Origin of the sequence: Arthrobacter sp. MP_M4 (assembly GCF_035984855.1) — a bacterium.
GTDB lineage: Bacteria > Actinomycetota > Actinomycetes > Actinomycetales > Micrococcaceae > Arthrobacter.
On the sequence record NZ_JAXCHX010000008.1, the window covers coordinates 83236 to 107373 of the forward strand.

Genomic DNA, 24138 nt, shown 5'->3' on the forward strand with positions numbered 1-24138 from the left:
TTAGCCAAAAAGGCTGACCACGGCCCGTGCGAACGCAGCCGGATTCTCCTGGGGAACGTTATGTCCGATACCGGGAAGGACGCTCTGGCTGTAGGGGCCGGTGAATTTGTCCCTGCCTGCCAACGCCCCGGGGCCGCCGACGCCGTCGTCCCCGCTTTCGAGCACCACGGTCGGAACCGCTATGCGCGGCTCCTGGGCGATCAGGTCCTCGAACCGCTGGTACCGGGGGTCGCCGTCAGCCAGTCCGTAACGGTGCCGGTAGGAGTGGATGACGACGTCGACGAAATCGGGATTGTGCAGGCTCGGGGCGCTCGCAGGGAACGCCTGGCCCGCAGCAGCCCAGGTGGGCGACCAGGTCCGCCACAGCAGCTCGCACAGTTCGTCCCGGTTTTGTTCCAATCCGCGGCGCCCCCGCTCCGAGTGGAAGTAGTACTGGTACCAGTAGCTTCGCTCCCACTCCGGGGAGGCGGGTTCGCCGGAACGTGCGAGGTTGTGCATGTTGTACCCGCCGACGGAGACGAGGCCCGCGACCCGTCCGGGGTCCAGCGCAGCCACGATGCACGCCGCCCGGCCGCCCCAGTCGTAGCCGGCCACGACGGCCTGTTCGATGTTGAGGGCATCCATGAAATCGAGGAGGTCCTGCCCGAGAGCGGCTTGCTGGCCGGAGCGGATGGTCGTTTCCTTGAGGAAACGGGTCGGACCGAAGCCGCGCAGGTACGGGGCGAGTACGAAGGCGTCCTGGCCCGCAAGGATCGGGGCGACGTCGTCGAAGGCCCGCACGTCGTACGGGAATCCGTGCAGGAGGATGACCGGGGTTCCCCCCGGATCGCCCGCAGATTCGTAACCGATGTCCAGGACTGGGGTCTTGATACGGCCGAAGGAGGTAAAGCTCATGCAGCCATTCTGACCCTGCCGGTTTGGTGACCTTCGAATTCGCCCGGCGACGCGCCCGGCTTGGCGTCCCGGCGGACCTAGAGGAGGCGCTCTCCGGTGACCCGGGCCAGATGGTCCACCAGTTCCTCCTGGAAATGCACGTCGTGGACGGCGGGGTGGGCTTTCGCCAGGCGTTGATGGTGCCAGTAGCCGCCACTCGTCAGCGCCTCCTGGTCATCGCTGGTGGCGAGCCATTCCTGGGTGAGATGGCCCAGCCGCAGATCATCCGGCGCTCCCGGGCCGCCCATTTTCGTGGGCACCCAGCCGGGGTCCACTGCGTTACTGAGGACGTCCGGCCACAGCCGGGCGACGGCTGCCGCGAGGGCGGTGACGTAAAGCTTGCTGTCCGCGTAGGACGCGCTCTGCCCCGGTGCGTTCCAGTCGATGCTGGCGAGGCCGGTGTGGCCGCTGCGGTGCATGCCGCTGCTGAGGTAGATCAGCCTGCGGGGCCGGCCGATCAGGGCGGTGAGAAGGTACGGGGCGACGACGTTGACGTGGAAGACATGCGGGCCGTTCAACACCCCGGCGTTGTGGACCACCACATCCACGGGGCCGACCCGGTTCACCTGGTCGGCGATGTCGCGCGTCTGCCCGGCGTCGGACAGGTCCCCGACCACACCTGCCGCCCCGCGGTCAAGGAGGTCCTGCAGCGAGGCCAGGCGGTCAGCATTGCGTGCATGCACGATCACCTGATGACCCCTCCCAAGAAGGGACTCTGCGGTGGCCCGGCCCAGTCCGTCGCTTGACCCCGTGATGAATATGCTGCCCATCAGTTCCTCCTCGTTGCGCCAAGCCTAGTTGCTGACGCACCCGGCGGGCAGGGCAGGGCTGCCCCGGAGTTCCGGCGGCCGCCGTCTGCAGAGATTCATTATCTTGACGATATCTTCACTATGGCGGACGATCGTGGGATGGAGAATCACGGCTTCGGCCTCGCTGTAGACATGGAATTTCCCGGGGTGGAGGGCCAGGCCGAACGGGCGATGACTGCCGTGGGGGCGCTGGTTCTGCAGTTGCGGCGGGAGGCCGGATACAGCATCGGCAACCTGGCCGCAGCAGCCGGCCTCAGCCCCGGCCTGCTCAGCCAAATTGAGCGCGGCCAAGGCAATCCGTCGCTGACCACACTGATTAAGCTGTCCCAGGCCTTGAAAGTGCCGGTAGGGCGGTTCTTCGACACAAAAGACCAGGGCGGCGCGCTGGTGCGCCGCGAGGACCGGCGGCGACTGGAGGTTGCCGAGGACAACCTCATCTACGAACTTCTGACGCCGCACATGAGCGGGCAGTTGGGCATGCTCCGGGCCCAAATCGCAGCGGGCTGGGACAACGAGGATGCCCCCTTCAAACACGCCGGTGAGGAATGCGTAACCGTGCTGCAGGGCCGGCTGCACGTCTGTGTCAATGGTGTGGGATATGACCTCGCGGAAGGCGATTCGCTGACCTACGACTCCTCGCTGCCGCACTGGTACCGCAACTCCACGTCGGAGGATGCGGTGCTGATCGGCGCCATGACGCCGCCGTCGTTCTAGCTCTCGCTGCCGCAGGGATGCTGCCGGGGCGCCGGCACTGCAAGTTCAATAAAATGAATAAATCGCGTTCAAAGTGTTGACAGGGATGGCGGGTCCGCCAAATACTGAGGGGAGCGCATGGAGCCAGCAGGCTGCCAGGCCTGCCGCAGCCAGCCACCAGCGCCGGCCCATCAACCTTCCCGAGGAATCTGCCCATGACGCCCACCTCCGCACCGGCAACCGCCGTTCCAACAACAGCCGGCCCCGCCGGCACCGCCCCCGGCGCCGCCGCGCTCGCGTGGTCCAAGAAGCTGATCACCTTCGACACCACCAGCCGCAATTCCAATCTTGCGATGATTTCCAGCATGGCCGAGGAGCTCACCGCCCACGGCATCACCCCGGTGATCGTCCCCAGCCCGGACGGCAACAAGGCCAACCTTTTCGCTACGATTCCCGCCCGCGACGGCTCCGTCACTGGCGGCATCATGCTCGCCGGGCACACCGACGTCGTCCCGGTGGACGGCCAGGACTGGGACAGCGACCCCTTCACGCCCGAGATCCGCGACGGGCGGCTTTACGGCCGCGGTACCACGGACATGAAGGCTTTCAGCGGCGCCATCCTGGCCCTCCTGCCCGAGTTCCTGTCCTGTCCGCTGGCGGAGCCGCTGCACTTCGCCTGGACGTACGACGAAGAGGTCGGCTGCCACGGCGCCGTCGTCCTCCTGGACGAGCTTGCGGCCCGCGGAATCCGTCCCCGGCTGTGTTTTGTCGGTGAGCCCACCAGCATGCACCCCGTCTCGGCGCATAAGAGCAGCCAGCTTTACCGCGTCAGCGTCAGTGGAATTGCCGCCCACTCCGCCATGACCTCCACCGGCGTCAACGCCATCGAGTATGCGGCCCGGTCCATCGCCTTCATCCGCTCACTCGCTGACGAACACCGGCTGTCCGGCCCGTTCGATGCGACCTTTGTGGTGCCGTACACCACCGCCAACGTCGGCGTCGTCAGCGGCGGGGCCGCCGTTAACACGGTTGCCGAGAGGTGCGACTTCGAGTTCGAGTTCAGGACCATTCCCGGTGACGACCCGGAGGCCGTCGTCGCCCGTATCGAGGACAACCTGGCCGAACTCCGGGCCGCCATCCAGCAGGAGAACCCCGCCGCGGACATCCGGATGGTCCCGCTGGGCAAAGTCCCGGGCCTTAGCCCCGAGAGCCCGCGCGCCGCCCTCGAACTGGCGCAGCGCCTTACCGGCCACGCGGTCGAAGAAACCGTGGTCTACGCCACCGAGGCCGGGCTCTTCCAGCGGGCCGGCATCGACACCGTGGTCTGCGGGCCCGGCAACATGGACCAAGGCCACACCGCCAACGAATACATCGAACTGACCCAGATTGCCGCCTGCGAGCATTTCCTGCAGGCTCTCGCTGCCCACCTCGCTACGACCGAACGGACTGCACAGCCATGAGCCATCAAACCGCCCCCAGCATCGGGTCCAACGACCCCGTCACCAAGCCGCGTACGGCAGCGGAACTTGCGCTGGAACAAAGCAACGCCCGCAAAGCCGTCGTGGCCGCGTCCATCGGCAACGGACTCGAATGGTTCGACCTGATCGTCTACGGCACGTTCGCCGTCACCATTTCCAAGCTGTTCTTCCCGACGACGAACGAGACGGCGTCGCTGCTGCTGGCCTTCGCCTCGTTCGGGGTCTCTTTCATCATGCGGCCGCTCGGCGGCATCATCATCGGCCGCTACGCCGACAGGGCCGGCCGCAAGGCGGGCATGCTGGTGTCCATCCTCGTCATGTTCGCCGGCACCCTGCTCATTGTCGTTGCACCCACAGCGGCCGCCATCGGGGTCACAGCGAGCATCCTGGTGCTGGTCGCCCGGCTGCTGCAGGGATTCGCCACCGGCGGGGAGTTTGGCACAGCCACGGCCTACTTGATCGAATACGCCCCCAACCGCAAGGCGTTCTATGGCAGCTGGCAGGTGGCTACCCAGGGTGGCGGCATTCTGCTGGCCGGAATCTTTGGATTCGTTCTGAACACGTACCTCAGCACGCAGGCACTGGATTCCTGGGGCTGGCGCCTGCCGTTCATCTTCGCGCTGGCCATCGGACCGGTCGGCTGGTACATCCGGTCCAAGATGGAGGAAACGCCGGAATTCCTGGCCACGGAACGGTCCGCCTCGCCCCTGCGGGAGACCTTCATCGGCAACGGCGGCCGGCTCTGGGCCATCGTCGGCGTCGTTTCCCTCGGATCCGTCGGCGTCTACATCGCCCTCTTCATGCCCACCTACGCGATCGTAAACCTCGGAATGCCCAAATCCGTAGGCTTCCTCTCCACCTTGATCTTCGGGGTGGTCATGAGCCTGGGTTCGCCGTTCATCGGCATGCTGGCAGACAAGGTGGGTCCGGCCCGGGTCATGACCTGGGCGGCCGCCGGAACCATCGTCGTCGGCATCCCGGCATTCCTGGTGCTCATCGCGGCGCCGGCGCTGCCCACCATGATCGTGGTGGAACTCCTACTGTCGGTGCTGGCCACCGCCTACTTCGCACCGCTGCCGGCCATCATGTCCTCGATGTTCCCGGCCCGGATCCGGTCCACAGGACTCTCCCTGGGCTACAACATCGGGGTCACCGTCTTTGGCGGCTTTGCCCCGTTCATCCTGACGTGGCTGATCGGCAGCACCGGCTCCCTGCTGGTGCCGGGGTATTACCTGGTGACCATCGCGGTCATCGCAACGGTCAGCCTGACCATTGCCCGCAAGGTCTACCGCCAGGCCTGATCCAGGTATGGCCGGGTGCCCGTCGTAGCGGGACCCGGCCCGACTGGCCGGTGCAGGGTCTCGGACGGAGGTCTTTCAGGCCGGTTCCGGGTTTGAGGTCCGCCGCGGGCGCTGGCGCCGGATTCTCGCGGTGGGCCGCCAACTCGAGACCAACGCGAAAGCGAGGAGCAGTTCCGCGATGTCCCCGGCGTAGTACATCAGCTCGCCCGCTTGGCGCAGCTCTCCGATCGGCGCCGAAACCTTGACGAATAGTCCGGCGTAGAGAAGCTGGGAGATCACGGCGTGCCCGGCGATGGCCGCGCCCAGCACCCAGAGCCGTGCCGGCACCGACGGGCGGGCGGGGGCCGGATCGGGCCCCGCGACCACCCAGGCGAACAGGTACCCGGACGCCAGAAAATGCAGATGGACGAGGTGATGAAGAGCCGGTTCCCGTGCGGCGGCCGCATACAGCGGCGTGAAGTACAGGGCCGCGAGGCCGCCCAGGTTCAGCACCAGCGCAGTCACCGGATGCGCCAGCACGTGCAGGGGTGCGGACCGGAAGAACCTGCCGATACGCTTTCCCTGGCGCCGGGGCAGGGACCTGAGCAGCAGGGTCACCGGTGCGCCCAGGACCAGCCCGATCGGTGCATACATCCCGATCAGCAGGTGCTGGTACATGTGGCCGGGCAACCCGCCGCCGGCATATGGGGAAACCTGCGGGCTCAACCCCAGAGCTAACGTCACCACGCCGCCCAGGAAGGCCGCCGTGCGCCATCGGCTCCAGCCCCGCGGCTCCCGCTCCCGACGACGGGACAGCACCAGGTACCCCAGGGCCAGAGCCGCCAAGACGAGCAACGGAAGCACGTCGTCGAAACCAGCCGCAAGCTGCGGCGCTTGGCCGTCGTGAGCAGGTGCCATCACGACCGGGTCCGTGACGGGCCGCCGGGTCCGGCCAGATCCACTGGCTTGCCGGTGCGCTGCATCCACCAGCCGACGGCGATCAGCGCGGCGCCCAGGACCAGAAACAGGACGTCAGCCAATGTCTGGTATTCCCCGCTGAGCACATGGTGGATTCCCAGGATCTGATGGTCCACCAGGCCTTCCACCACGTTGAAGACACCCCAGCCCAGGATGATCCACCCCCACAGCACCCGGGAGGCCCACACCCGCCCCCGCGATCCCAGGACGCGGGCGTACAGCATCCCCAGCCCCACCAGCACGGCCAGCCATGTGAAGGTGTGGAACGCCCCGTCCCACAGGGTATTCATCTGCAGGCCGTGCACGGTGGTGACCGGATAGGAGCCAATGTCGATGTTCGCCGTGTCAGAACTCGAGAGCATGTGGTGCCACTGGAGTATCTGATGCAACAGGATGCCGTCCACGAAGCCGCCCAGGCCGATGCCCAGGATGGTACCGGGCAACCCGATTCCCTGCGCTTGGGTTCCCCGCGGTCCCGCTGCCGTGCGGTTGCCGCCCGAGGTGCTGACCATGTTTGCTCCGATCCCTGAGTTCCGCCTGCTCTACTAATGGACAGTAGGCTTATCATTCCGCCTAGGACAAGTGCGTGGGGCTGTCCCGCGTGCAGGGCGGGCGCCGACGCCGGTGGCTGGAATACTGGGCGGATGATTCCCGCAGAACTCAAGCTGGCCGGCCGCCCCTTCACGTTGCGGAGGGCCCAAGCGTCCGACGTCGGCCCTATCCTGGGGCTTCTGGCGGACGATCAACTCAGGTCCGCCGTCGACTCGGCCGCCATAGAGAACCGCGGCCCCTACGACCATGCCTTTCAGGCAATCAGCGCCGATCCCGCCCAGCTTCTGGTCGTTGTCGTCGGGGCTGACACTGACGTGGTCGCGACCATGCAGCTGACCTTCATTCCCGGACTCGCCCGGGGAGGAGCAACACGGCTGCAGATCGAGGCGGTGCGCGTCCGGTCGGACCTGCGGAGCAACGGCCTCGGAGGGGCGATGATCGCGTGGGCGGTCGCCGAAGGGCGTCGGCGCGGCGCAAAACTGGTGCAGCTGACCTCGGACGGTTCCCGGGTCGCAGCGCACCGGTTCTATGAGCGTCTGGGGTTTGAGGCGTCGCATGTAGGGTTCAAACTCTTGCTCTGAAGGCAGGCGCGGGGCCGGCCGGTGTTGCCGTTCGATCACAGTCAAGGATTCCTGGCCGCTGTGCATTACGCGCTCCTGTTCCCGGCCGATAGGGATACTGGGGCGCACCGTCCCGCTCGAAGGAGAACCATGACCCGCAGCAACACCGGGGTGCGCGCCGCCCCCGACAGCAACGAGTTTGCAGGGGTCGAGCAGGACCCCGGTCCGCCGACGTCCGGCGAAAATCAGGGGCAGTGACGACTGATGGTCTTCCAACAACTCATAACGAGCCACGGCCTCCGACGCGGGGACCGCAAAATCTGGCTGGTACCTGGCGCCTTGCTTGCCGTAGCCGGTGCGTACGCGGCCGGAGTGACCTTTCGGATATCGGCCGACTTCGATTTCTTCGTTGATGGGTTCCTCGCCTTGCTGGTGGTGTGGCTTCCGGCCGCAGTGGGCTGGTGGACGGTCGGCTGGCTGAAGGGCCGGCAGACGGAAATTCTGCTGTCCGCCGGGGCGCTGTCATGCCAGGCCGCGGGTGATACCTACTACGTCCTGCAGGCGGCAGCCGGCGAGAACGTTCCTTTGCCGTCGCCGGCGGACATCGGCTATTTAGGTTTCTATGTCCTGATGCTGGCGGCCTTGGCCGTCATTGTCCGTGACCGTTCGCGTGACATGACGTGGCCCGTGATCTTGGACAGCGCCGTCGGAGCCCTCGGTGCCGCCGCTGTTCTCACAGTGGTGCTTAGCCCGGTCCTGAACTCGGCACTGGACGGTACGGCGACCTGGACGGTCGCGGTCGGGGCGGCCTACCCGCTCCTGGATCTTCTGCTGGTGGCGGCCGTCATTGGAATCGCGGCGACCGCGCGGCCGGCGCTGGCAGGTGGATGGAGCTTGCTGGTCTTAGGACTCATCACCTTTGCGGGCGCTGACATCGCTTACGCCCTGCTGGAAATCAGCGGCATGTACGTCATCGGCACACCGCTGGATGCCGCGTGGGGAGCCGGTACGGCGCTCATCGGTTCCTGGATTGTGTTCCAGGGCCGAGCCGAGAGATCCGACGGCGGTCTGGGAGCCGCAGTTCCCGCGCAGGCCGTTCCGGCGCTCGCGACAGCCGCCGGTTTGGGTGTCCTGATCCTGGCTTCCCAGCAGCGGGTGGTGGTCCTCGCCGTGGTGCTCGCCAGCCTCACCCTGGCCATGGCCGCCCTGCCGTTGGTGTTCCGTCAGCGGCTCCGCCTGTCGGACGCCAACCGGCAGGCCAGAACCGATGAACTGACCGGTCTTTCCAACAGGAGGGCTCTCTACACCGACCTTCCCCGGCGGCTGGCGGCCGACGCACGGCACCCCAGTGCGGTGCTGCTGCTGGACCTCGACAAGTTTAAGGAAATCAACGACGGACTCGGCCACGACGTGGGGGACCGGCTCCTCATCCAGGTCGCGGAACGCCTGTCGGGGCAACTCCGCGCCGTCGATCTCCTCGCGCGAATGGGCGGTGACGAGTTTGTGGTCCACGTTGCGAACTGCGGGCCCGCCGACGCGCAGGCGGTCGCACTGAAACTCCGGGCCGCGCTCGCAGAGCCCTATGACCTGGACGGGGTAACGGTCCAAGTCAACGCAAGCATCGGCATTTCCTGTTACCCGGAGCAGGGCCGGGACCTGAGCCTGCTGCTGCGCAAAGCAGACCTGGCCATGTACTCCGCCAAGACCATGCACAGCGGCCACTGCCTCTATGCGGACGGCGCAATCGACGTCGTCCCCAGCCAGTTCCACAGCGTGCAGGCGCTGAACGACGCGCTCCTCCAGAATCAACTGGTCCTCCACTTTCAGCCGAAGATAAATCTCGCATCGGGGGATATCCGGGGAGTGGAAGCCCTGGTCCGCTGGGAACACCCGGCGCTGGGTCTGCTGCAACCCGACACCTTCTTGAAGCGGTTCGAAGAAGCCGGGCTCATGCCCGCGTTGACGGGGGTCGTCCTCGCTCAGGCCTTGGACCAGGCCGCTATCTGGGCGGCCCGGGAGCGGCCGCTCTCCGTGGCTGTCAACCTCTCCGCCAGCTCCGTAATGGACTCCGGGTTGCCGGCGCAGGTGGCAGCGATGACCGCTGCCCGCGGGCTGTCACCCTCCGCGCTGGTCCTCGAAATCACCGAAGACGTTCTGGTCGCCGACCGCAACCGGGCCTGCACCATCCTTTCTGAGCTCCGGGATATGGGTGTTCGGATTGCGGTGGATGATTTCGGGAAGGGCTACAGCTCACTGTCCTACCTGCGGGAGCTGCCCATCGACGAGCTCAAACTCGACAAGTCCTTCATCCTGACCATGATGGATGACGCGCGGGCCACGGCCCTGGTGGTCTCGACGATCGATCTGGCCCACAGCCTGGGCCTGGAGATGACGGCCGAGGGCGTTGAGGACGCGCAAGCTTTCCGGGCACTGAGCGATTACGGCTGCGACCTTGCTCAGGGCTATTTCATGTCCAGGCCGGTTCCCCCTGCTGAACTGGACGCCTGGCTCATCAGCCACGCCCTTTTACCGTCCCCGGACAAGTATGCAGTCCCCAGTCACCTCCCGGAGAAGCCCTTTCCGACGGCGTGATTTTACGTCCCGCCCGGGTATTCGGTGTCAGTGAGCTTGGCGCACCAAACCGTCTCGGGTTCGCCGCCGCCGGCAGCGGCCTCCCACAGGGCGAGGTGGCACATGAAGTTCTCCCGGGTTGCGCCGTGCCAGCCGTGCCAGTGCCACTCGCCAGCGGGAGTGGCTAATAGGGGTTCTGGCAGACCCTCCCAAGGGGTACCGGCCGCGTCTGCAGCAACAAGGCGGGTATGGTCGCCGCCAAGCCCATAGGTACGCCCGCCAGGAGCAGTGGGGATGATGTCGTAGGATCGGCCAATGACTGAGTTGCGTCCCATAGCATTGATCACCGGCGTCGGGCGTCCGATCTCCATCGGTACGGAAATCGCCCGCCAACTTGCCGCGGACGGGTGGGACATCGCCGTTGCTAACCACCGTCCGGAACGGGACTTCGTGGCGGACCTCACTCTTGAGCTGCACGAACTGGGGGCCAGGACCTTCGCGGTGGAGACCGACCTGGCAGATCCGATGGCGCCCGGGGCCCTGGTGCACGCCGTCACAGACCGGTTTGGGCCGGTCCGGGCGCTGATTGCCAGCCACGCAGAGTCAGTGGACAGCAGCATCCTCAACACGTCCGTCGAGAGTTTCGACCGGCACTTCGCAGTCAATGCCCGTGCCAACTGGCTGTTGATCAGGGCCTTCGCGCAGCGATATTCGGCGGCGCCCGGGCTGGGGCGCATAGTGGCGCTGACGAGCGACCACACCACCCACAACCTCCCGTACGGAGCCAGTAAGGGCGCGCTCGATCGAATTGTCATCGCGGCAGCCGGCGAACTGGGGCACCTCGGGATCACGGCGAACCTGATCAATCCGGGCCCGGTAGACACCGGCTGGATCAGTCCTGACTTCGCAGAGACGCTGCGCAGCGAGACCGCGCTTGGCCGGCTTGGCACCCAGCGGGACGCGGCCAGCCTGGTGTCCTTCCTCCTCTCCGAACGCGGCGGCTGGATCAACGGCCAACTCCTGCATTCCGACGGCGGTTTCCACCTGCCCGTCTAGGGCGCGGGCCCGGGACGGGCCCGCTCTTCCGGCAGAGTTGGCCGCCTACGTTCCCAGGCCAACGACGCCCGTACCGTTGATTCCAATGGCTGATCGGATCAAAGCTCCTGCCGCCCCGCGGTGATCTGCCGCACCCGTCGGCAGGTTCCGGAATAGCGTCCCCAGTTCGGCTGTTCTCCCCTCTATGAAAGCAATGACTTACAGCGAATACGGCAACCCCGACGTCCTTGAACTCACAGAGCAAGCGGCGCCGAAGGTGGGGCCCGGGATGGTCCTGGTCAAGGTCAAGACGGCCTCGGTGAACCCGGTCGACTGGAAGATCATGGCCGGGCACCTGGACCAGGCCATGGACCTGCAGTTCCCGGCGATACCCGGCTGGGACGTGGCCGGCGTCGTCGAGTCCGTTGGCATCGACGCGCCGCACTTCCAGCCCGGCGATGAAGTCATTTCCTACGGCCGGAAAGACTACGTCCACGGCGGAAGTTTCGCCGAGTATATTGCCCTGCCCGAACGACGTCTCGCCCGCAGGCCCGCATCTCTGGGGTGGAACGAATCCGCCGGTCTTCCCCTTGCCGGCCTGACGGCCTATCAGGTCCTCACCCGACTGGGCCTCAAGACGGGTGAGACAGTGCTGATCCACGGCGGCTCCGGCGGCGTCGGATCCCTGGGCATCCAGATCGCCGCAGCACTGGGCGCGAGGGTCATCGCCACCGCGTCGGAAAGGAACCACGACTTCCTGCGGTCCCTCGGAGCCGAGCCCGTGAGTTACGGTCAAGGGCTCGCGGACCGGGTGCGGGTCTTATGCCCCGAGGGCGTCGATATTGTCGCAGATTTCGTCGGCGGCAACCTCGATACCACCCTGGCGGTCCTGGCTGACGGGGGCCGCCACGCCTCCATCGCGGACAGCGACGTCGAGCAGCACGGTGGCACCTGGATGTGGGTCAACCCCGTGGGCGCCCAGTTGCAGGACCTCGCCGATCTGGTGGACCGGCACAACATCCGGGTGGAAGTCGCACGGACCTTCCGTTTGCCGGAGGCGGCCGAAGCCTTCCGCCTCAATATGGAAGGTTACACCCGCGGCAAGATCGTCATCACTGTCGACGACGCCGTGTGACGCGGAGCGGCGCCTGCTCTCCCGCGGCATCAGCTATCTGATCGGCCGGCACCCCGGCGGCCAGGGCGGCAGCGATCTGCACTTCACACGCAGCCGTCGCCTGGTCAAGGGCCCATTCAGTGGCCTCGACCTCGCCGACGCGGGTGACCACTGCGGCCAGCAGGGTAGTGCCGCCAGCCCTCGGCCGTGGTTCCGACTTGGGTTTTGGGGGTCGAGAACCTGATACCCGAAGTGGCACAATGCGGCCATGAGTATCGAACAATGGTGGCCGAATCTAAAACCCTCGACGCAGGACTGGCTCATCAAGAACAACGGAGATGCCGTGCCGGAGGAGATCATCGCCGAGATCACGCGGGCTGGTGGATCAGTCGCTGCCGATGCCTGGTGGGCTGGTGAGAGCCAGCCCTCGGGCTTCTATTTCTCGGATGAAGGCGTGGACTGGATAGAGGCAGCCGGGAACGGCGAAGTGCCCGAACCCGGCTAACCGGCGCCTTCTGCGACCAGCGGACGGTGCGCAGGTTCCCGTTCCTGTTGCGGTTCCTCGCCGGTTGGCGGACCCTCCAAAGGTCAGCCGGGAATGCCGGCGGCAACCCGCTCCCCGTTGAAGTACTCAAGCTGCCAGCCGTTGACCGGATGGTGGTGGACCAGATTGAGAACAGCGTTGTCGATGCTGGGCAGCGTGCGGCCGGTGGCAAGGCTGAGGCTCACTCGGAGCAGCGAGCCGTGGGTGACCACCAGGACGCGGCGGCCACGGAACTCCTCGGCGAGGGCTTCGAGCGACGCCAACCCGCGCTTGGCGGCCCCGTCCTCGTCTTCGGCGCCGCGGAAGCCACCGGGTATGCGCAGTGCGTCCAGTTCAGGACCGTTCTGCATGCCCTCCGCGGGCCCGAAGCAACGCTCGGTGAGCTGCGGTACGCGCCGGGTCACGGTCAGCCCCAGGCCCGCCGCGATGAGGTCGGCCGTTTCTGCGGCCCGGCTCAGCGGCGAGGACACGATGGCGTCCCACCCGTAACCAGACAGGACGGCGACGGCGTCGTGCGCCTGGCCGCGGCCGACGTCGTTCAGTGGAATGTCGGTGGACCCCTGCAAACGGCGCTGGGCGTTCCAATCCGTCTGACCAGGGCGGACAAGGGCGAACGTTGTGAGGGTCATGCTGTCCATTCTTGCAAACCGCCCCGTCCCTGTGACTTCCCCAGCATTTGCCTGTGAATCGTTCGCATCTTCTTGCACGAGTCTGGTTGCCTGCGACAAGCTGTTGGTGACTTGATGAACAAAAGTCAGCCACACCGGTCGGCGAAGGCGCCGTCGGCAGATGCCTCCGCGATGTTGTTGCTCCTGCAATAGCCCGCAGAAGGGACGGCGCAGATGTTTAAACGTGCAGAACCCAGGCGGTCCAGATATCGCGCCATCGTCATCTACTCACTCATTGCCGTGTTCGTGATGGTTGGGATAATGTCGCTTCTTAATACCCGGGCCACTTTCCTGCCCGATCCGACCGCCCCGCCGGCTGTGGGAGGAGCCGTGCCTTCCGTGAAGAATCCCTCGGTAAAGAACGGGACTTTCCAACAGATCCCGAATCAAGTCCTCTTCACCCTCGACAGCGCAGGCAAACCGGACATCTCCGGAAACCTCACGAACATTGCCCAGGGCAAAGTGGGTGACTGCTATTTCCTGGCAGCGTTGCTGACAGTAGCCGCCCGGGCCCCCGAGACCATTTCGAATATGGTCCACGACAACGGCAATGGCACGTACACCGTGTCCTTCCATAGCAAATACGACGGTAAACCCGGTCCGGTGACGGTGACAGTCAACGGAGAACTTCCCTACCGCCGCAACAAGCCGCTCGAGAACGGCGTCGAAAACATTGGCGGCAAGAACGTTTCCTGGGCGGCGATCATCGAGAAGGCCTGGGCGGCCGCGAACGGCAACAGCTACAAGGGCATCGAAGGCACCGACCTCAGCAATGCCCAGGACCACGATGTGCACAACGCCCTCTACGCCATCACGGGAAAAGTGGGCGTCGACCGCAATCCCGGCGGCCCTATGTCGGGAGTGAGCTTCGAGCAGGTGCAGCAGGATTTCACGAACGGCCTCGTCACCCTGGGCACCTCCAATTCCAAAGGCAAGCTGGTTGCAAACCATTCATACGCATTGCTGGGCGTGAACTCTGCCGATGAGACCGTGGTGGTGGGGAACCCGGAGGGCGGTCAATCCACGCTGAGTTTTGCAACCTTCCAGTCCACGAATATCAACCAGTACATCGCCATCCCGACCTACCCCTGAACATCAAAATTTCCCGGACGGCTGGCGGGTAGGGCTGCCGCCCGGCAGACGGGAACACCGAGATGTTCTTCCCAGTGCGCTTGAGAAAAATACGGCCACGATGGCGGCGGCGCTTCAGGCACGGGCCCGGAACATTGCTTGCCCTGGCAGTGCTCATGGTCAGTACTGCCGGCTGCCAACCGCAGCCGGTCCCGGCCCGGCCCGGCACCCCCGGGCATGTGTTCGTGATCAACCTCGAAAACAAGGGCTACAGCCGGGTGTGGGACACCGTGCCGGCGGCCCCTTACCTGGCCGGGCCGCTGCGGTCCCAAGGGGTGCTGCTCACGAACTACTACGGCATAGCCCACAACTCACTGCCAAACTATCTTGCCCAAATCTCCGGCCAACCGCCCAACGGGAGCACCCGCAAGGACTGCCACACTTTCACCCGGTTGAACCTGTCCGGCACCGATTCCCAGGGCCGGGTGCTGGGTGACGGGTGCGTTTACCCTGCCGGGGTTCCCACCCTTGCCGGGCAAATGACGTCGACGGGAAAGTCGTGGCGGGGCTACATGGAAGATATGCCGTCGCCCTGCCAGCACCCTGTCCTCGGTGCTGAGGATAACCACGTGAAGGCTTCCGCCGGAAACCAGTACGCGACCCGCCACAACCCCTTCGGCTATTTCGAATCCATCACCTCATCCGCAGACTGCAGGAAAAATGTCGTCGACTTTTCGGCACTGCAGCCGGACCTGAGATCCGTGGACACCACTCGGAACCTCTCGTACATCACTCCTAATCTTTGCCACGACGGGCACGACAGTCCGTGCGTGGACGGCAGCCCGGGAGGGATGGCGTCGGCGGACACATGGCTCAGCGAGAATGTACCGGCAATTCTTGCCTCCCCGGCATTCCAGCAGGACGGGTTGCTCGTCATTACCTTCGATGAGGCCGACGGCGGCGCCGTCGGCCCCGCTGAGGGCGTGGCGGGAGGAACGGCAGGAGGACGAGTCGGAGCCCTGGTCATCTCACCGTTCACGCAGGCCGGAACGACCTCCGACCGGCAGTACAACCACTACAGTCTCCTGGCCAGCATCGAGGACATCTTTTCCCTTCCCCGGCTTGCCGGCGCCAGTGAACCGGCAGTCAACGCCTTCGGCGCGGACGTTTATCGGGCCCGACCGTGAAGTTCCTGAAGGCTCGCCGCACCCTCGTGGCTGCCGTGTCAGTCCTCATTCTCTGGCTGGTGGCCGTGGTCCCGTCCGGCGAGGGGCCTTCTGCCGGGCGGCGGGTCCAGGGAGACCTGTCCCAGATCAAACACGTCGTGATCATCATGCAAGAAAACCGATCTTTTGACAGCTACTTCGGCACGTTTCCCGGAGTTGACGGGATTGCAATGAACAACGGGGTGCCGGTGGCCTGTCTGCCGGACCCCGGCCACGGCGGCTGTGTCCGGCCGTTCTACAATGCCGCAGACAGAAACGCCGGTGGACCACACAGCCACGCAGATGAGATCGCGGACGCCCACCACGGCGCCATGGACGGCTTCGTTGCGCAGGCGGAGAAGGGACTGGCCGGCTGCAAACCGGCAGCAACCACCTGTTCTTTCGGGACCCAACAGACCGACGTCATGGGATACCACGACGGGCGCGACCTGCCCAACTACTGGGCCTATGCAAAAAACTTCACCCTTCAGGACCACATGTTTGCGGCGGCCGCGTCCTGGAGCCTGCCAGCCCACCTCTATCTGGTGTCGGAATGGTCCGCCAAGTGCGCCAAAGCGGGCGACCCGGCGTCGTGCGTGAACGCGTTACAGAATCCTGACAGCGGCCCGGATCCGGAGATGATCAACCACACCCTGATCGGCAAATGCCGGGCCGGCCTCGATCTCCAGCCGTGCCAGGAAGCCCTCCGGTCCGCGGGCATCAGTCCGGATCTCGCCACGGAGATTGACCAGCTCATCAGCGCCAGCTGCAAGCCCACCGATTCGTATCCCACCTGCCAGGCAGCCGTTGACGCCGCCACGGTGCCCGAAGGCCTGAAGAAAAAACTCACCGAGGCCGCCAAAAAACTTGAACTGCCCGACTACGCCTGGACCGATCTGACCTACCTGCTCCACCAACAGCACGTCCCCTGGGCTTACTACGTCTTCGACGGCACCGAACCCGACTGCCGCAACGACACCGCCACCTGCGCCCCGGTGAAGCAGAACGCCAAAACCCCCGGGCTGTGGAACCCGCTCCTCTATTTCGACACCGTGAAGGAGGACGGCGAGCTGGGCAACATCCAATCCCAACAGAACTTCTACGACGCCGCACGCCAGGGCACTCTGCCCGCCGTCAGCTGGGTGGCACCGACCGATAAAGTCAGCGAGCATGCCCCCGCCCGGATCAGCACCGGCCAGGCGTACGTTGCCGGGCTCATTAACGCCATCATGAACGGCCCCGACTGGGGAAGCACCGCCATATTCCTCACCTGGGACGACTGGGGCGGATTTTACGACCACGTGGCGCCCCCCGTGGCGGATGCCAACGGCTACGGCTTCCGGGTCCCGGGCCTGATCATCAGCCCCTACGCCAAAAAGGGGTACGTTGACCACCAGACACTGAGCCACGACGCCTATATCAAGTTCATCGAGGACGACTTCCTGCACGGCCAGCGCCTGGATCCCGCCACGGACGGCCGGCCCGACGCCCGCCCCGGGGTCCGGGAAACCAGCCCTATCCTGGGCGACTTGTCCGTTGCCTTCGACTTCAACCAAACACCGCTGAAGCCGCTGATCCTGCAGAACGCGGCCACCTACTGAAGCGACGGACGCCCAACCGAACCGCGGTGCTTCGCGGGTGCACCCAGGTGGGCATCCCGGACGGCGGGAGCCGTGGCGCCCTGGATGACCCAGCGGTTGCCATCCGGGTCAGCGAAGAAAGCGAAGTGCACCCCGCCCATATCCTGGACGTCACTGATATCGGCGCCGCGCCTCAGCAACTCCGCCCGCACGGCAGCCAAATCAGGTACCACGAGCTGCAGCCCTTCAAGGCTGCCCGGCGCCATGCCCGTCATCGACGTGCCAATGACGATCGAAGCAGCCGAACCCGGCGGCGTCAGCTGCACCACCCTCATCCCGGGGATGTACTCGACGTCGTGGTCGAGGACAAAGCCCAGCTTCTCCATATAGAAGGACTTGGACCGGTCGACATCTGCCACCGGTACTTGCACGACTTCCAGGCGCATTTCCATGGGCTTTAGAGTACCGCCGCGTCGAGCAATGTGCCGCTGCCCGGTTCCACAACTTCTTAAGCCATTCTTAAGAGCCCCCCGCGAGAGTGGAAGAAGGCGCCGGACAGCGCCCTTGCGCCGACCCGGAGGACTCCATGCCTGCACCAGCCCTTGTAGACCGCGGAACAGCACCACCGGATCCCGCCGGCACGAGCCAGGGCGCCGGTCAGCAGTTCCGGCCCATTCCGCAGGCCCGCCACTGGCTGTTGTGGGGTTTGCTGCTGTCGGCGGCCGTGCTCGTTCTGGGCCTGACGGTACAGCTTGCACCCGGCGGCAACGCAGCCGAACTCGGCGTGGACCAGAACCTCAGCCTGCACCACGCCGCGCTTCTGACCGGTGTCGCAATGATCCTGAACGTGGTCTTCGGCCCGGTGGCCGGGGCTGCCCTCGTCGCCGTCCTCGCGTTGTATCTCTGGCTGGTCCGCCGCTCCATCGGCAAGGCCGTCGCGTTCGGACTCGTCGCCGGCTCAGGCTGGGTGGCCAGTGAGGTCTTCAAGCTCATCATCGCCCGCCAGCGGCCCGACCCGGCCCTGCTCTTCGATCCGCTCTCACCCGAGACGGGGTCCAACAGTTTTCCCAGCGGGCACGTCTCCTTCGCGGTCGCCCTGGGTTTTGCGGTCTATTTCCTGGCCTGCGGCACGCGGTGGGCCAAACCAGCAGCCGCCGCCGCGGTGCTGCTGGCACTGCTCGTGGCCTGGTCGCGGCTGTATATCGGAGTCCATTACCCTACTGATGTTGCGGCCTCTTTTCTCGCTGCGAGTGCTGCAGTCCTGCTCCTGGGCGGGCTGTGGAACCGGTTCGCTCCGGACGCCCTGAACCGCCTGACGAGCGCCGCTGCGTCCCGTTCAGCCCGTTCACCCCAAACCTAAGGACGCGCCCATGCACCCCATTTTCGCTACAGGCCTCGCCCCGGTGTTGTCCGCGGCGGCCGGAAGCCCGTCCCTTCTTGACCCTGCGAGCCTGCTGGAGGGCCTCGGCCCGGCGGCGCTCGGCATCATCGCCGTGATGGTATTCATCGAATCCGGCGTGCTGTTCCCCTTCCTCCCCGGGGATTCGCTGCTCTTCACCGCGGGGCTGCTGCATGAACAACTGCAAGTGACGCTGCCGCTGCTCATCGGCGTCGTCACGGCCGCCGCCGTGGCAGGAGACCAGGTTGGCTATATGATCGGACGCAAGTTCGGCCGCCGCTGGTTCAAGGACGACGCGCGGATCCTGAAGACTGCGCACCTGGCCACCACCGAGGACTTCTTCCGACGCCACGGCGGCGCCGCCGTCGTGCTGGCCCGCTTCGTGCCCATGGTCAGGACCTTTGCGCCCCTGAGCGCCGGCATCGGCCGCTACGGGTACCTCTCGTTCACGCTCTGGAACGTTGCCGGGGCCCTGGCCTGGGCCGCCTCCGTGACCTTGCTGGGAACCTGGCTCGGTCACTACGAGATCATCGCCAAGAACATCGACGTGATCGCCGTCGTCCTGGTGCTCGCCTCGGTCCTGCCGGGGGGCATCCAGCTCCTCAAGCGCCGGCGCCGGAACCGGAAGCCCGGGGCCGGGGCGACGGCTGAGCCGGGCGACGACACTGCGGGAAACCTGCCGGCGGAGAGCCTGGCGGGCGAGAATAGCTGACATGACAACTGATGGCCGGCCCTTTCTGCTGCTGGTGGAGGATGACGTCGTGCTGGGACCGCTGATCGCCGAACTGCTGGACCCGGACTACCGGATCCAGCTGGCAACCAACGGCCGCGACGGCCTGCACCTGGCGCTGACCGGGACCTGGGATGTGCTGGTGATCGACCGCGGGTTGCCGGTATTGGACGGCGTAGCACTGGTCGCGGCGCTTAGGTCCAAGGGGGTTTCCACGCCGATCCTGATTCTCACGGCCCTGGGGGCTACGGACGAAAAGGTCCGGGGCCTGGACGCGGGCGCCAATGACTACATGACCAAGCCGTTCGACGCCGGCGAACTCGCGGCGCGCCTGCGCGCCCTGACGCGCACCTTCACCCCGGCACCAGCGCCCGTCAGCATTGGGGACTGGGAATTCGATCCGGCGTCCCGGTCCGTGCGCTCGATTTACGGGCAGCTGGTGTCCCTGACGGCCAAGGAAGCCGGACTCCTGGCCGCCCTGGCCGCCGAACCGGGCAGGGTATTCCTCCGGGAAGAATTGCTCGGCGAGCACTTCCAAGCCGCCGACCAGCCGGGTCTGATCGACACGTACGTCCATCACCTGCGCAGGAAGATCTCCAAGTCCGTGGTCCGCACGGTCCACGGCGTCGGCTATCAGATTGGTGACGCTCATGAATAGGGGCTCTCCCGGGTCAGGCGAACCAGACCGCGATACCCTCCGGCGTGCATCGCTCAAGGTCGCTGTGCGGATCAGCGCCGCTTGCGCGGTGCTGGTGCTCTGCCTCCTCTCTGCAGCGACCATCTACCTGATGAACAAGCTGGCGCACCCCGATCTGCCTGGCTCCGCGGCCGGGAAGGCCTACACCTACCTTGATTCCCGGGACCTGTTTGAGGCGATGATCATCGCCGGAATTGCGGGAATCGTACTGGCCGGCGTCGTCGGGTGGCTCAGCGCCCGCAGCGCCATCCGGCCGCTCGGAGAAGCCCTGGCTTTGCAACGGCGCTTCGTCCAGGATGCCAGCCATGAACTGCGCACGCCGCTGACCATCCTGGACGCGCGCATCCAGCTCGCCCAGCGCGACGCCGTTCCCGACTCCAAACCGGGCAGGGATCTGGCCAGGATCCGTGAAGACGCCGCCGCCCTGGCCGGGATCGTCAACGAACTCCTGCTGGCGGCAACCGGGGCCGCGCCGGATCCCGCCGCGGAGCCGGTGGAACTAGCCGACGTCGCCGGGTCCGTCACGGAAAGCCTGCAGGAGATTGCGGCGCGGCAGGACGTCCGGCTCTCCTTCTCGGACAGCGGCAGGCCGCTGGCGCGCATCGACCGGAACGCCCTGCGCCGGGCCGTGCTCGCCCTGGCCGACAATGCGCTGGCTCACACGCAGACGGGCGGGAGCATCACCATCGGCACCGGAATCGACGGCGACCGGGCCGTTGTTCGCGTGACCGACACGGGATCAGGGATTACGGGCGTGGACCAGGATCGGATTTTCGAGCGCTTCGTCAGGACCCCCGGCCCGGACGGTGCCCGGGTCCAGCGGAGCTTCGGCATCGGCCTGGCGCTGGTCCGGGAAATCGCCACGACGGCCGGCGGCACGGTCGAGGTGGCCAGGACCGGGCCAGGGGGTACGGAGATGAAACTTACGCTTCCGCTGGTCCGGCGCTGAGGTGGTCCGCAGCGCGGCAGGAGCCAGGAATATCCCGGGTCCTGCCGCTTGGCCGTGGATCAACTGCTGGCGCCGAGTGCCGCACGCGCGTTCTTCTTGCGTTCGGCAAGTTCCCTGCGCGCTTCCAGGGCTTCATCCAGACTGATGGCAACGAACCTGGTGGATGTGCCCGGAGCGGCGCGGGCTACCAGATCCATGTCGGCGCTGATGACCGTGCCCACCATGGCGTAGCCGCCGCCGGAAACGGCATCCCGGTGCAAGATGATGGGCTGGGTGCCGCCGGGAATCTGGATGGAGCCGACGGCGTAGCCGGCATCGACGATGTTGGACGGGTCGGAACCGGCCCCGAATGGCTGCTCCCGTTCCTTCCACTTCACGCCGGGGCCGGAGTACCGCAAACCCATCCGGTCGGCCACTGGGGTCACCTTCCACTCGGCCTGGAGAAGGGCATCCAGCCCTTCCTTGGTGAGGCGGTGGTCGTAGAGGCCCAGCACTATCCTGACTGTCTGCTCCTTTGAGAAAAGCGGGCGGAATTCTTCCGGGACCGTGCCGGCGCCGGCAGGTGCTGCGCCGTCGGCCGGGCTGCCGACGGGAACCAGATCGCCGGCCTCCAGCTTGCGGCCGTGGAAACCGCCGATTGCGCCCAGGCTATAAGTGGACCGGCTTCCCAGTACCTCGGGCACATCGATTCCACCCTGGACTGCTATGTAGTAGCGCGTGCCGCCCCGGATGACCCCGAAGCTGAGTTCATCGCCGGCCCTTAGCTCCAGCCGCGCCCACTGCGGCCGGGTTTCACCGTTGACCTTCACGTCAACCGGGGCCCCGGTGACGGCGATGACAGCCTCTTGGTCAGTGGTCAGCACAGGTCCCAGGTACGTGCATTCCAGGACCGCCTCCTTGGCCGTATTCCCGACCAGGAAATTGCCGAGCTCCGCGGAGTATTGGTCCATGGAACCGCTTTGCGGGATGCCCACGTTGTAGTGGCCGGTACGTCCCTGGTCCTGGACGGTGGTGGCCAGCCCGGGGCTCTTGATGTCAAACGCCATTGAGGGCCTCCATAAGTTTCCGGTTGTAACTTTCGGGACTCGCCAGCGCCTGGGACAGATCAAAAGTTACGGGTGCCTGCCGGTAGCGGAACGTCCCCGCGGATATCTCGGCCTGAATGCCGTTGTATTCGTCCTCGGTGACTGGTTTGAACTTCACAATGTCGCCCGGCCGGAAGAACACCATAAAGTCCTTGAAGTCGGCCAGCGACTGGGCAGGATCGAAGATGGGCGCGGCCGCGACTCCGAACATCTGGTACCCGCCGGCGCCCCGCACGGAATAGATGCAGCCGAAGCAGCCGCCGTGACCCACAGTCAGCTTTGGCGTGTCTGTGCGCGGACTCAGATATTTGGGAACTTCCAGCTGTTTCTCACGGTCAACCAGCTGGAAGAGGAACGGCAGGCCGGCAACGAACCCGACCATCGAGACAAGCCAGGGCTGCTCATGGTGCCTCTTGATGAATTCCCCGGCATCCTTGAGATTGTTAACTCTGGCGGCGTAATCGATGTCGCTGCCGCCCGGCTCCTGATGGAATCCCTCGCGGAAACGCCCGGCCACTTCTGCGGTGAAGGGGTCGTTGTACCAGACGGGGACCTCTACGATCCGGGTCTCGAGTGCTTGCACCTGGTGGTGGGCCAGGTCCCCTTCAATTGACCGCACGGTCTCTTCAAGGGTCGACGGCGGCAGGAGGTCGGGGTCGAACCTCACCAGCAAGGACGCGTTGGCAGGACAGACGTCCACGATGCCCGGTAGCTCCATGGCCGAGAGCTTCGCGGCGATGGACATGACTCTGAAATTGGCACTGAGACTCATGGACTCCGAGACTTCAACGAATAAGAATTCGTCTCCGCCCCACGTGTACCGGGCCTCCAGCGTTGCGGGTTCGGCGCTACTCATGGTGACTCCATCAGATCGGGGACGGTCTCTATGAACTTCGAGTGGTGGCTCACAGCCGCGAATTCAGGTCGGCCCAACAATTTCTTGTGCACCGGGATGGTGGTCTTGACGCCTTCGATCCGTGTCCTGTCCAGCGCATTCAGCATCGCTGCGACGGCAGCGTCGCGGGTGTCCTTGTGGACGATGAGCTTTGCGAGCATGGAATCGTAGTACGGGCTGACCGCCGAGCCGACCTCCACTCCGGTGTCAATCCGGATCCAGTCACCGGCGGGCCATTCCAGGGCTGTGATGACGCCGGGGCTGGGGAAAAAGTTGTTATCCGGATCCTCGGCATTGATCCGGCACTCGATGGCGTGGCCGGTGAAGTGGATGTCGTCCTGGGCGACGGACATGGATCCGGTGGACGCAATGAGCAGCTGTTCGCGGATCAGGTCAACGCCGGTGATTTGTTCGGTGATCGGGTGCTCAACCTGGATCCGCGTGTTCATCTCGATGAACGCGGCCTCGTGGCCGGCCGGATCATAGAGAAACTCGACCGTTCCGGCGCCGCTGTAGCCGCATTCCCGGGCGAGTTCCACGGACGATTCCCGGATGGTCCTGCGGACGGCGTCGGGAAGGTCCGGTGCCGGGGCTTCTTCAATGATTTTCTGCGAGCGCCGTTGCATGGAACAGTCGCGGTCTCCCAGATGGATGAAGTTGGTTCCGTCTCCGAGGACCTGTACCTCGACGTGTCGGGCATGCTCCACAAAGCGCTCCAGGTAGACGGTCGGATCGCCGAACACTGACGCCGCTTCCCCACGCGCCATCTCAATGGTCTCCAGAAGTTCATCTTCGCTGTGCACGAAGCGGATGCCCCGGCCCCCGCCGCCGGCGGAGGCCTTGACGACCAACGGGTAACCGACGCTGCGGGCGACCTCCAGGGCGTCATCCTTCGGGTCGAGCGGGCCGTCCGATCCGCGGAGCACCGGGACCCCTGCCTTCCGGGCGGATTCCCTGGCCATGGACTTATTGCCCATCGTTTCGATCGCGTCAGCGTCAGGACCCACCCAGACCAGGCCCGCTTCTGCAACGCGCCGGGCGAACCCGGCGTTTTCCGACAGGAATCCGTAGCCCGGGTGCACAGCATCGCAACTGTTCTCCAAAGCTGCAGCCAGGATGGCGTCCTGGTTCAGGTAACTGGCAGGGGCAGGCGCCGGTCCCACCACAACCACGTTGTCAGCCGTATGCGCTGCGAGGGAATCAGCGTCGGCTTCGCTGGCGGCCAAGAGCGTCTCGATGCCCATTTCACGGGCGGTTCGGGCAATCCGCACCGCGATTTCGCCACGGTTGGCGATGAGTAGTTTCTTCACAA

Annotated in this window: 25 protein-coding genes; 15 read left to right on the top strand and 10 right to left on the bottom strand. The window is 65.6% G+C overall.

The genetic code is table 11. The features are described 5' to 3' along the window. Window positions 1-894, bottom strand: a complete 894-nt coding sequence (locus tag RCH15_RS08720; RefSeq protein WP_326960067.1) for an alpha/beta fold hydrolase — start codon at window positions 892-894, stop codon at window positions 1-3. Window positions 895-971: 77 nt separating this feature from the next. Further along, window positions 972-1703, bottom strand: a complete 732-nt coding sequence (locus RCH15_RS08725; protein WP_326960069.1) for an SDR family NAD(P)-dependent oxidoreductase — start codon at window positions 1701-1703, stop codon at window positions 972-974. 138 nt (window positions 1704-1841) lie between these two features. Between RCH15_RS08725 and RCH15_RS08730 the strand changes: the two genes are divergently transcribed. From RCH15_RS08730 to RCH15_RS08740, 3 genes are all read left to right on the top strand, one after another. Beyond that, a complete protein-coding gene (locus tag RCH15_RS08730; RefSeq protein WP_326960071.1) occupies window positions 1842-2456 on the top strand; it encodes a helix-turn-helix domain-containing protein in 615 nt (204 codons plus the stop codon). Window positions 2457-2650: 194 nt separating this feature from the next. Beyond that, window positions 2651-3895, top strand: coding sequence for an acetylornithine deacetylase (gene argE / locus RCH15_RS08735; RefSeq protein WP_326960073.1), 1245 nt, complete (start codon window positions 2651-2653; stop codon window positions 3893-3895). Beyond that, on the top strand, window positions 3892-5214 hold the full coding sequence (locus tag RCH15_RS08740) for an MFS transporter (RefSeq protein WP_326960075.1): 1323 nt from the start codon (window positions 3892-3894) through the stop codon (window positions 5212-5214). Before argE ends, RCH15_RS08740 begins: the two co-directional genes overlap by 4 nt. A 75-nt stretch (window positions 5215-5289) precedes the next feature. Here RCH15_RS08740 and RCH15_RS08745 read toward each other — a convergent pair whose 3' ends face one another. Beyond that, entirely contained in the window at window positions 5290-6111 is an 822-nt protein-coding gene (locus tag RCH15_RS08745; RefSeq protein ID WP_326960142.1) for a cytochrome c oxidase assembly protein, read from the bottom strand. After that, on the bottom strand, window positions 6111-6683 hold the full coding sequence (locus RCH15_RS08750; protein WP_326960077.1) for a DUF2243 domain-containing protein: 573 nt from the start codon (window positions 6681-6683) through the stop codon (window positions 6111-6113). Before RCH15_RS08750 ends, RCH15_RS08745 begins: the two co-directional genes overlap by 1 nt. 132 nt (window positions 6684-6815) lie before the next feature. Here RCH15_RS08750 and RCH15_RS08755 point away from each other — a divergent pair, with 132 nt between their 5' ends. Then, a complete protein-coding gene (locus tag RCH15_RS08755) occupies window positions 6816-7304 on the top strand; it encodes a GNAT family N-acetyltransferase (protein ID WP_326960079.1) in 489 nt (162 codons plus the stop codon). 351 nt (window positions 7305-7655) lie between these two features. Further along, a complete protein-coding gene (locus RCH15_RS08760; protein ID WP_326960081.1) occupies window positions 7656-9875 on the top strand; it encodes a putative bifunctional diguanylate cyclase/phosphodiesterase in 2220 nt (739 codons plus the stop codon). Window positions 9876-9877: 2 nt separating this feature from the next. Here the strand turns inward: RCH15_RS08760 and RCH15_RS08765 are convergent, their stop codons facing one another. Then, window positions 9878-10189, bottom strand: coding sequence for a hypothetical protein (locus RCH15_RS08765; protein ID WP_326960083.1), 312 nt, complete (start codon window positions 10187-10189; stop codon window positions 9878-9880). On the opposite strand from RCH15_RS08765, the gene RCH15_RS08770 reads away from it, so the two are divergent. From RCH15_RS08770 to RCH15_RS08780, 3 genes are all read left to right on the top strand, one after another. Further along, window positions 10170-10910, top strand: coding sequence for an SDR family oxidoreductase (locus RCH15_RS08770; protein ID WP_326960085.1), 741 nt, complete (start codon window positions 10170-10172; stop codon window positions 10908-10910). The two genes, RCH15_RS08765 and RCH15_RS08770, sit on opposite strands and share 20 nt — an antisense overlap. 184 nt (window positions 10911-11094) lie before the next feature. Then, window positions 11095-12024, top strand: coding sequence for an NADP-dependent oxidoreductase (locus RCH15_RS08775; protein ID WP_326960087.1), 930 nt, complete (start codon window positions 11095-11097; stop codon window positions 12022-12024). Window positions 12025-12271: 247 nt separating this feature from the next. Continuing rightward, on the top strand, window positions 12272-12508 hold the full coding sequence (locus tag RCH15_RS08780) for a hypothetical protein (protein WP_326960089.1): 237 nt from the start codon (window positions 12272-12274) through the stop codon (window positions 12506-12508). An 83-nt stretch (window positions 12509-12591) separates the two neighbouring features. Here the strand turns inward: RCH15_RS08780 and RCH15_RS08785 are convergent, their stop codons facing one another. Further along, window positions 12592-13176, bottom strand: a complete 585-nt coding sequence (locus RCH15_RS08785; RefSeq protein ID WP_326960091.1) for a histidine phosphatase family protein — start codon at window positions 13174-13176, stop codon at window positions 12592-12594. 369 nt (window positions 13177-13545) lie between these two features. Here RCH15_RS08785 and RCH15_RS08790 point away from each other — a divergent pair, with 369 nt between their 5' ends. From RCH15_RS08790 to RCH15_RS08800, 3 genes are all read left to right on the top strand, one after another. After that, complete coding sequence (locus RCH15_RS08790; RefSeq protein WP_326960093.1) at window positions 13546-14307, top strand: C2 family cysteine protease; 762 nt, start codon at window positions 13546-13548, stop codon at window positions 14305-14307. A 155-nt stretch (window positions 14308-14462) separates the two neighbouring features. Beyond that, window positions 14463-15473 (top strand): alkaline phosphatase family protein, encoded by a 1011-nt coding sequence (locus tag RCH15_RS08795; RefSeq protein ID WP_326960095.1) that lies wholly within the window; start codon window positions 14463-14465, stop codon window positions 15471-15473. Further along, a complete protein-coding gene (locus RCH15_RS08800; RefSeq protein WP_326960097.1) occupies window positions 15470-17092 on the top strand; it encodes an alkaline phosphatase family protein in 1623 nt (540 codons plus the stop codon). Before RCH15_RS08795 ends, RCH15_RS08800 begins: the two co-directional genes overlap by 4 nt. On the opposite strand, the gene RCH15_RS08805 is transcribed toward RCH15_RS08800, so the two are convergent. Further along, window positions 17086-17523: a VOC family protein gene (locus RCH15_RS08805; RefSeq protein ID WP_326960099.1), complete on the bottom strand. Its 438-nt coding sequence runs from the start codon at window positions 17521-17523 to the stop codon at window positions 17086-17088. The two genes, RCH15_RS08800 and RCH15_RS08805, sit on opposite strands and share 7 nt — an antisense overlap. A gap of 134 nt (window positions 17524-17657) precedes the next feature. On the opposite strand from RCH15_RS08805, the gene RCH15_RS08810 reads away from it, so the two are divergent. From RCH15_RS08810 to RCH15_RS08825, 4 genes are read left to right on the top strand one after another with little or no spacing between them, the layout of a single operon-like run. Further along, on the top strand, window positions 17658-18431 hold the full coding sequence (locus RCH15_RS08810; protein ID WP_326960101.1) for a phosphatase PAP2 family protein: 774 nt from the start codon (window positions 17658-17660) through the stop codon (window positions 18429-18431). Window positions 18432-18441: 10 nt separating this feature from the next. Then, complete coding sequence (locus tag RCH15_RS08815; protein ID WP_326960103.1) at window positions 18442-19182, top strand: DedA family protein; 741 nt, start codon at window positions 18442-18444, stop codon at window positions 19180-19182. A 1-nt stretch (window position 19183) separates the two neighbouring features. After that, window positions 19184-19858 carry a response regulator transcription factor gene (locus RCH15_RS08820; RefSeq protein ID WP_326960104.1) on the top strand — a complete coding sequence of 225 codons (675 nt, stop codon included), beginning with the start codon at window positions 19184-19186 and terminating at the stop codon, window positions 19856-19858. After that, window positions 19851-20846 carry a sensor histidine kinase gene (locus RCH15_RS08825; protein ID WP_326960106.1) on the top strand — a complete coding sequence of 332 codons (996 nt, stop codon included), beginning with the start codon at window positions 19851-19853 and terminating at the stop codon, window positions 20844-20846. The genes RCH15_RS08820 and RCH15_RS08825 overlap by 8 nt, the downstream gene beginning before the upstream one ends. A 59-nt stretch (window positions 20847-20905) precedes the next feature. Here the strand turns inward: RCH15_RS08825 and RCH15_RS08830 are convergent, their stop codons facing one another. The 3 genes from RCH15_RS08830 to RCH15_RS08840 are packed head-to-tail and all read right to left on the bottom strand — an operon-like array spanning window position 20906 to window position 24136. Further along, window positions 20906-21892, bottom strand: coding sequence for a biotin-dependent carboxyltransferase family protein (locus tag RCH15_RS08830; protein ID WP_326960108.1), 987 nt, complete (start codon window positions 21890-21892; stop codon window positions 20906-20908). Then, window positions 21882-22787 carry a 5-oxoprolinase subunit B family protein gene (locus tag RCH15_RS08835; protein WP_326960110.1) on the bottom strand — a complete coding sequence of 302 codons (906 nt, stop codon included), beginning with the start codon at window positions 22785-22787 and terminating at the stop codon, window positions 21882-21884. The genes RCH15_RS08830 and RCH15_RS08835 overlap by 11 nt, the downstream gene beginning before the upstream one ends. Next, the gene (locus RCH15_RS08840) at window positions 22784-24136 is read right to left on the bottom strand and encodes an acetyl-CoA carboxylase biotin carboxylase subunit (RefSeq protein ID WP_326960112.1); all 1353 of its coding nucleotides are present in this window, start codon (window positions 24134-24136) and stop codon (window positions 22784-22786) included. The genes RCH15_RS08835 and RCH15_RS08840 overlap by 4 nt, the downstream gene beginning before the upstream one ends. Between the last annotated feature and the right edge of the window lie 2 nt (window positions 24137-24138).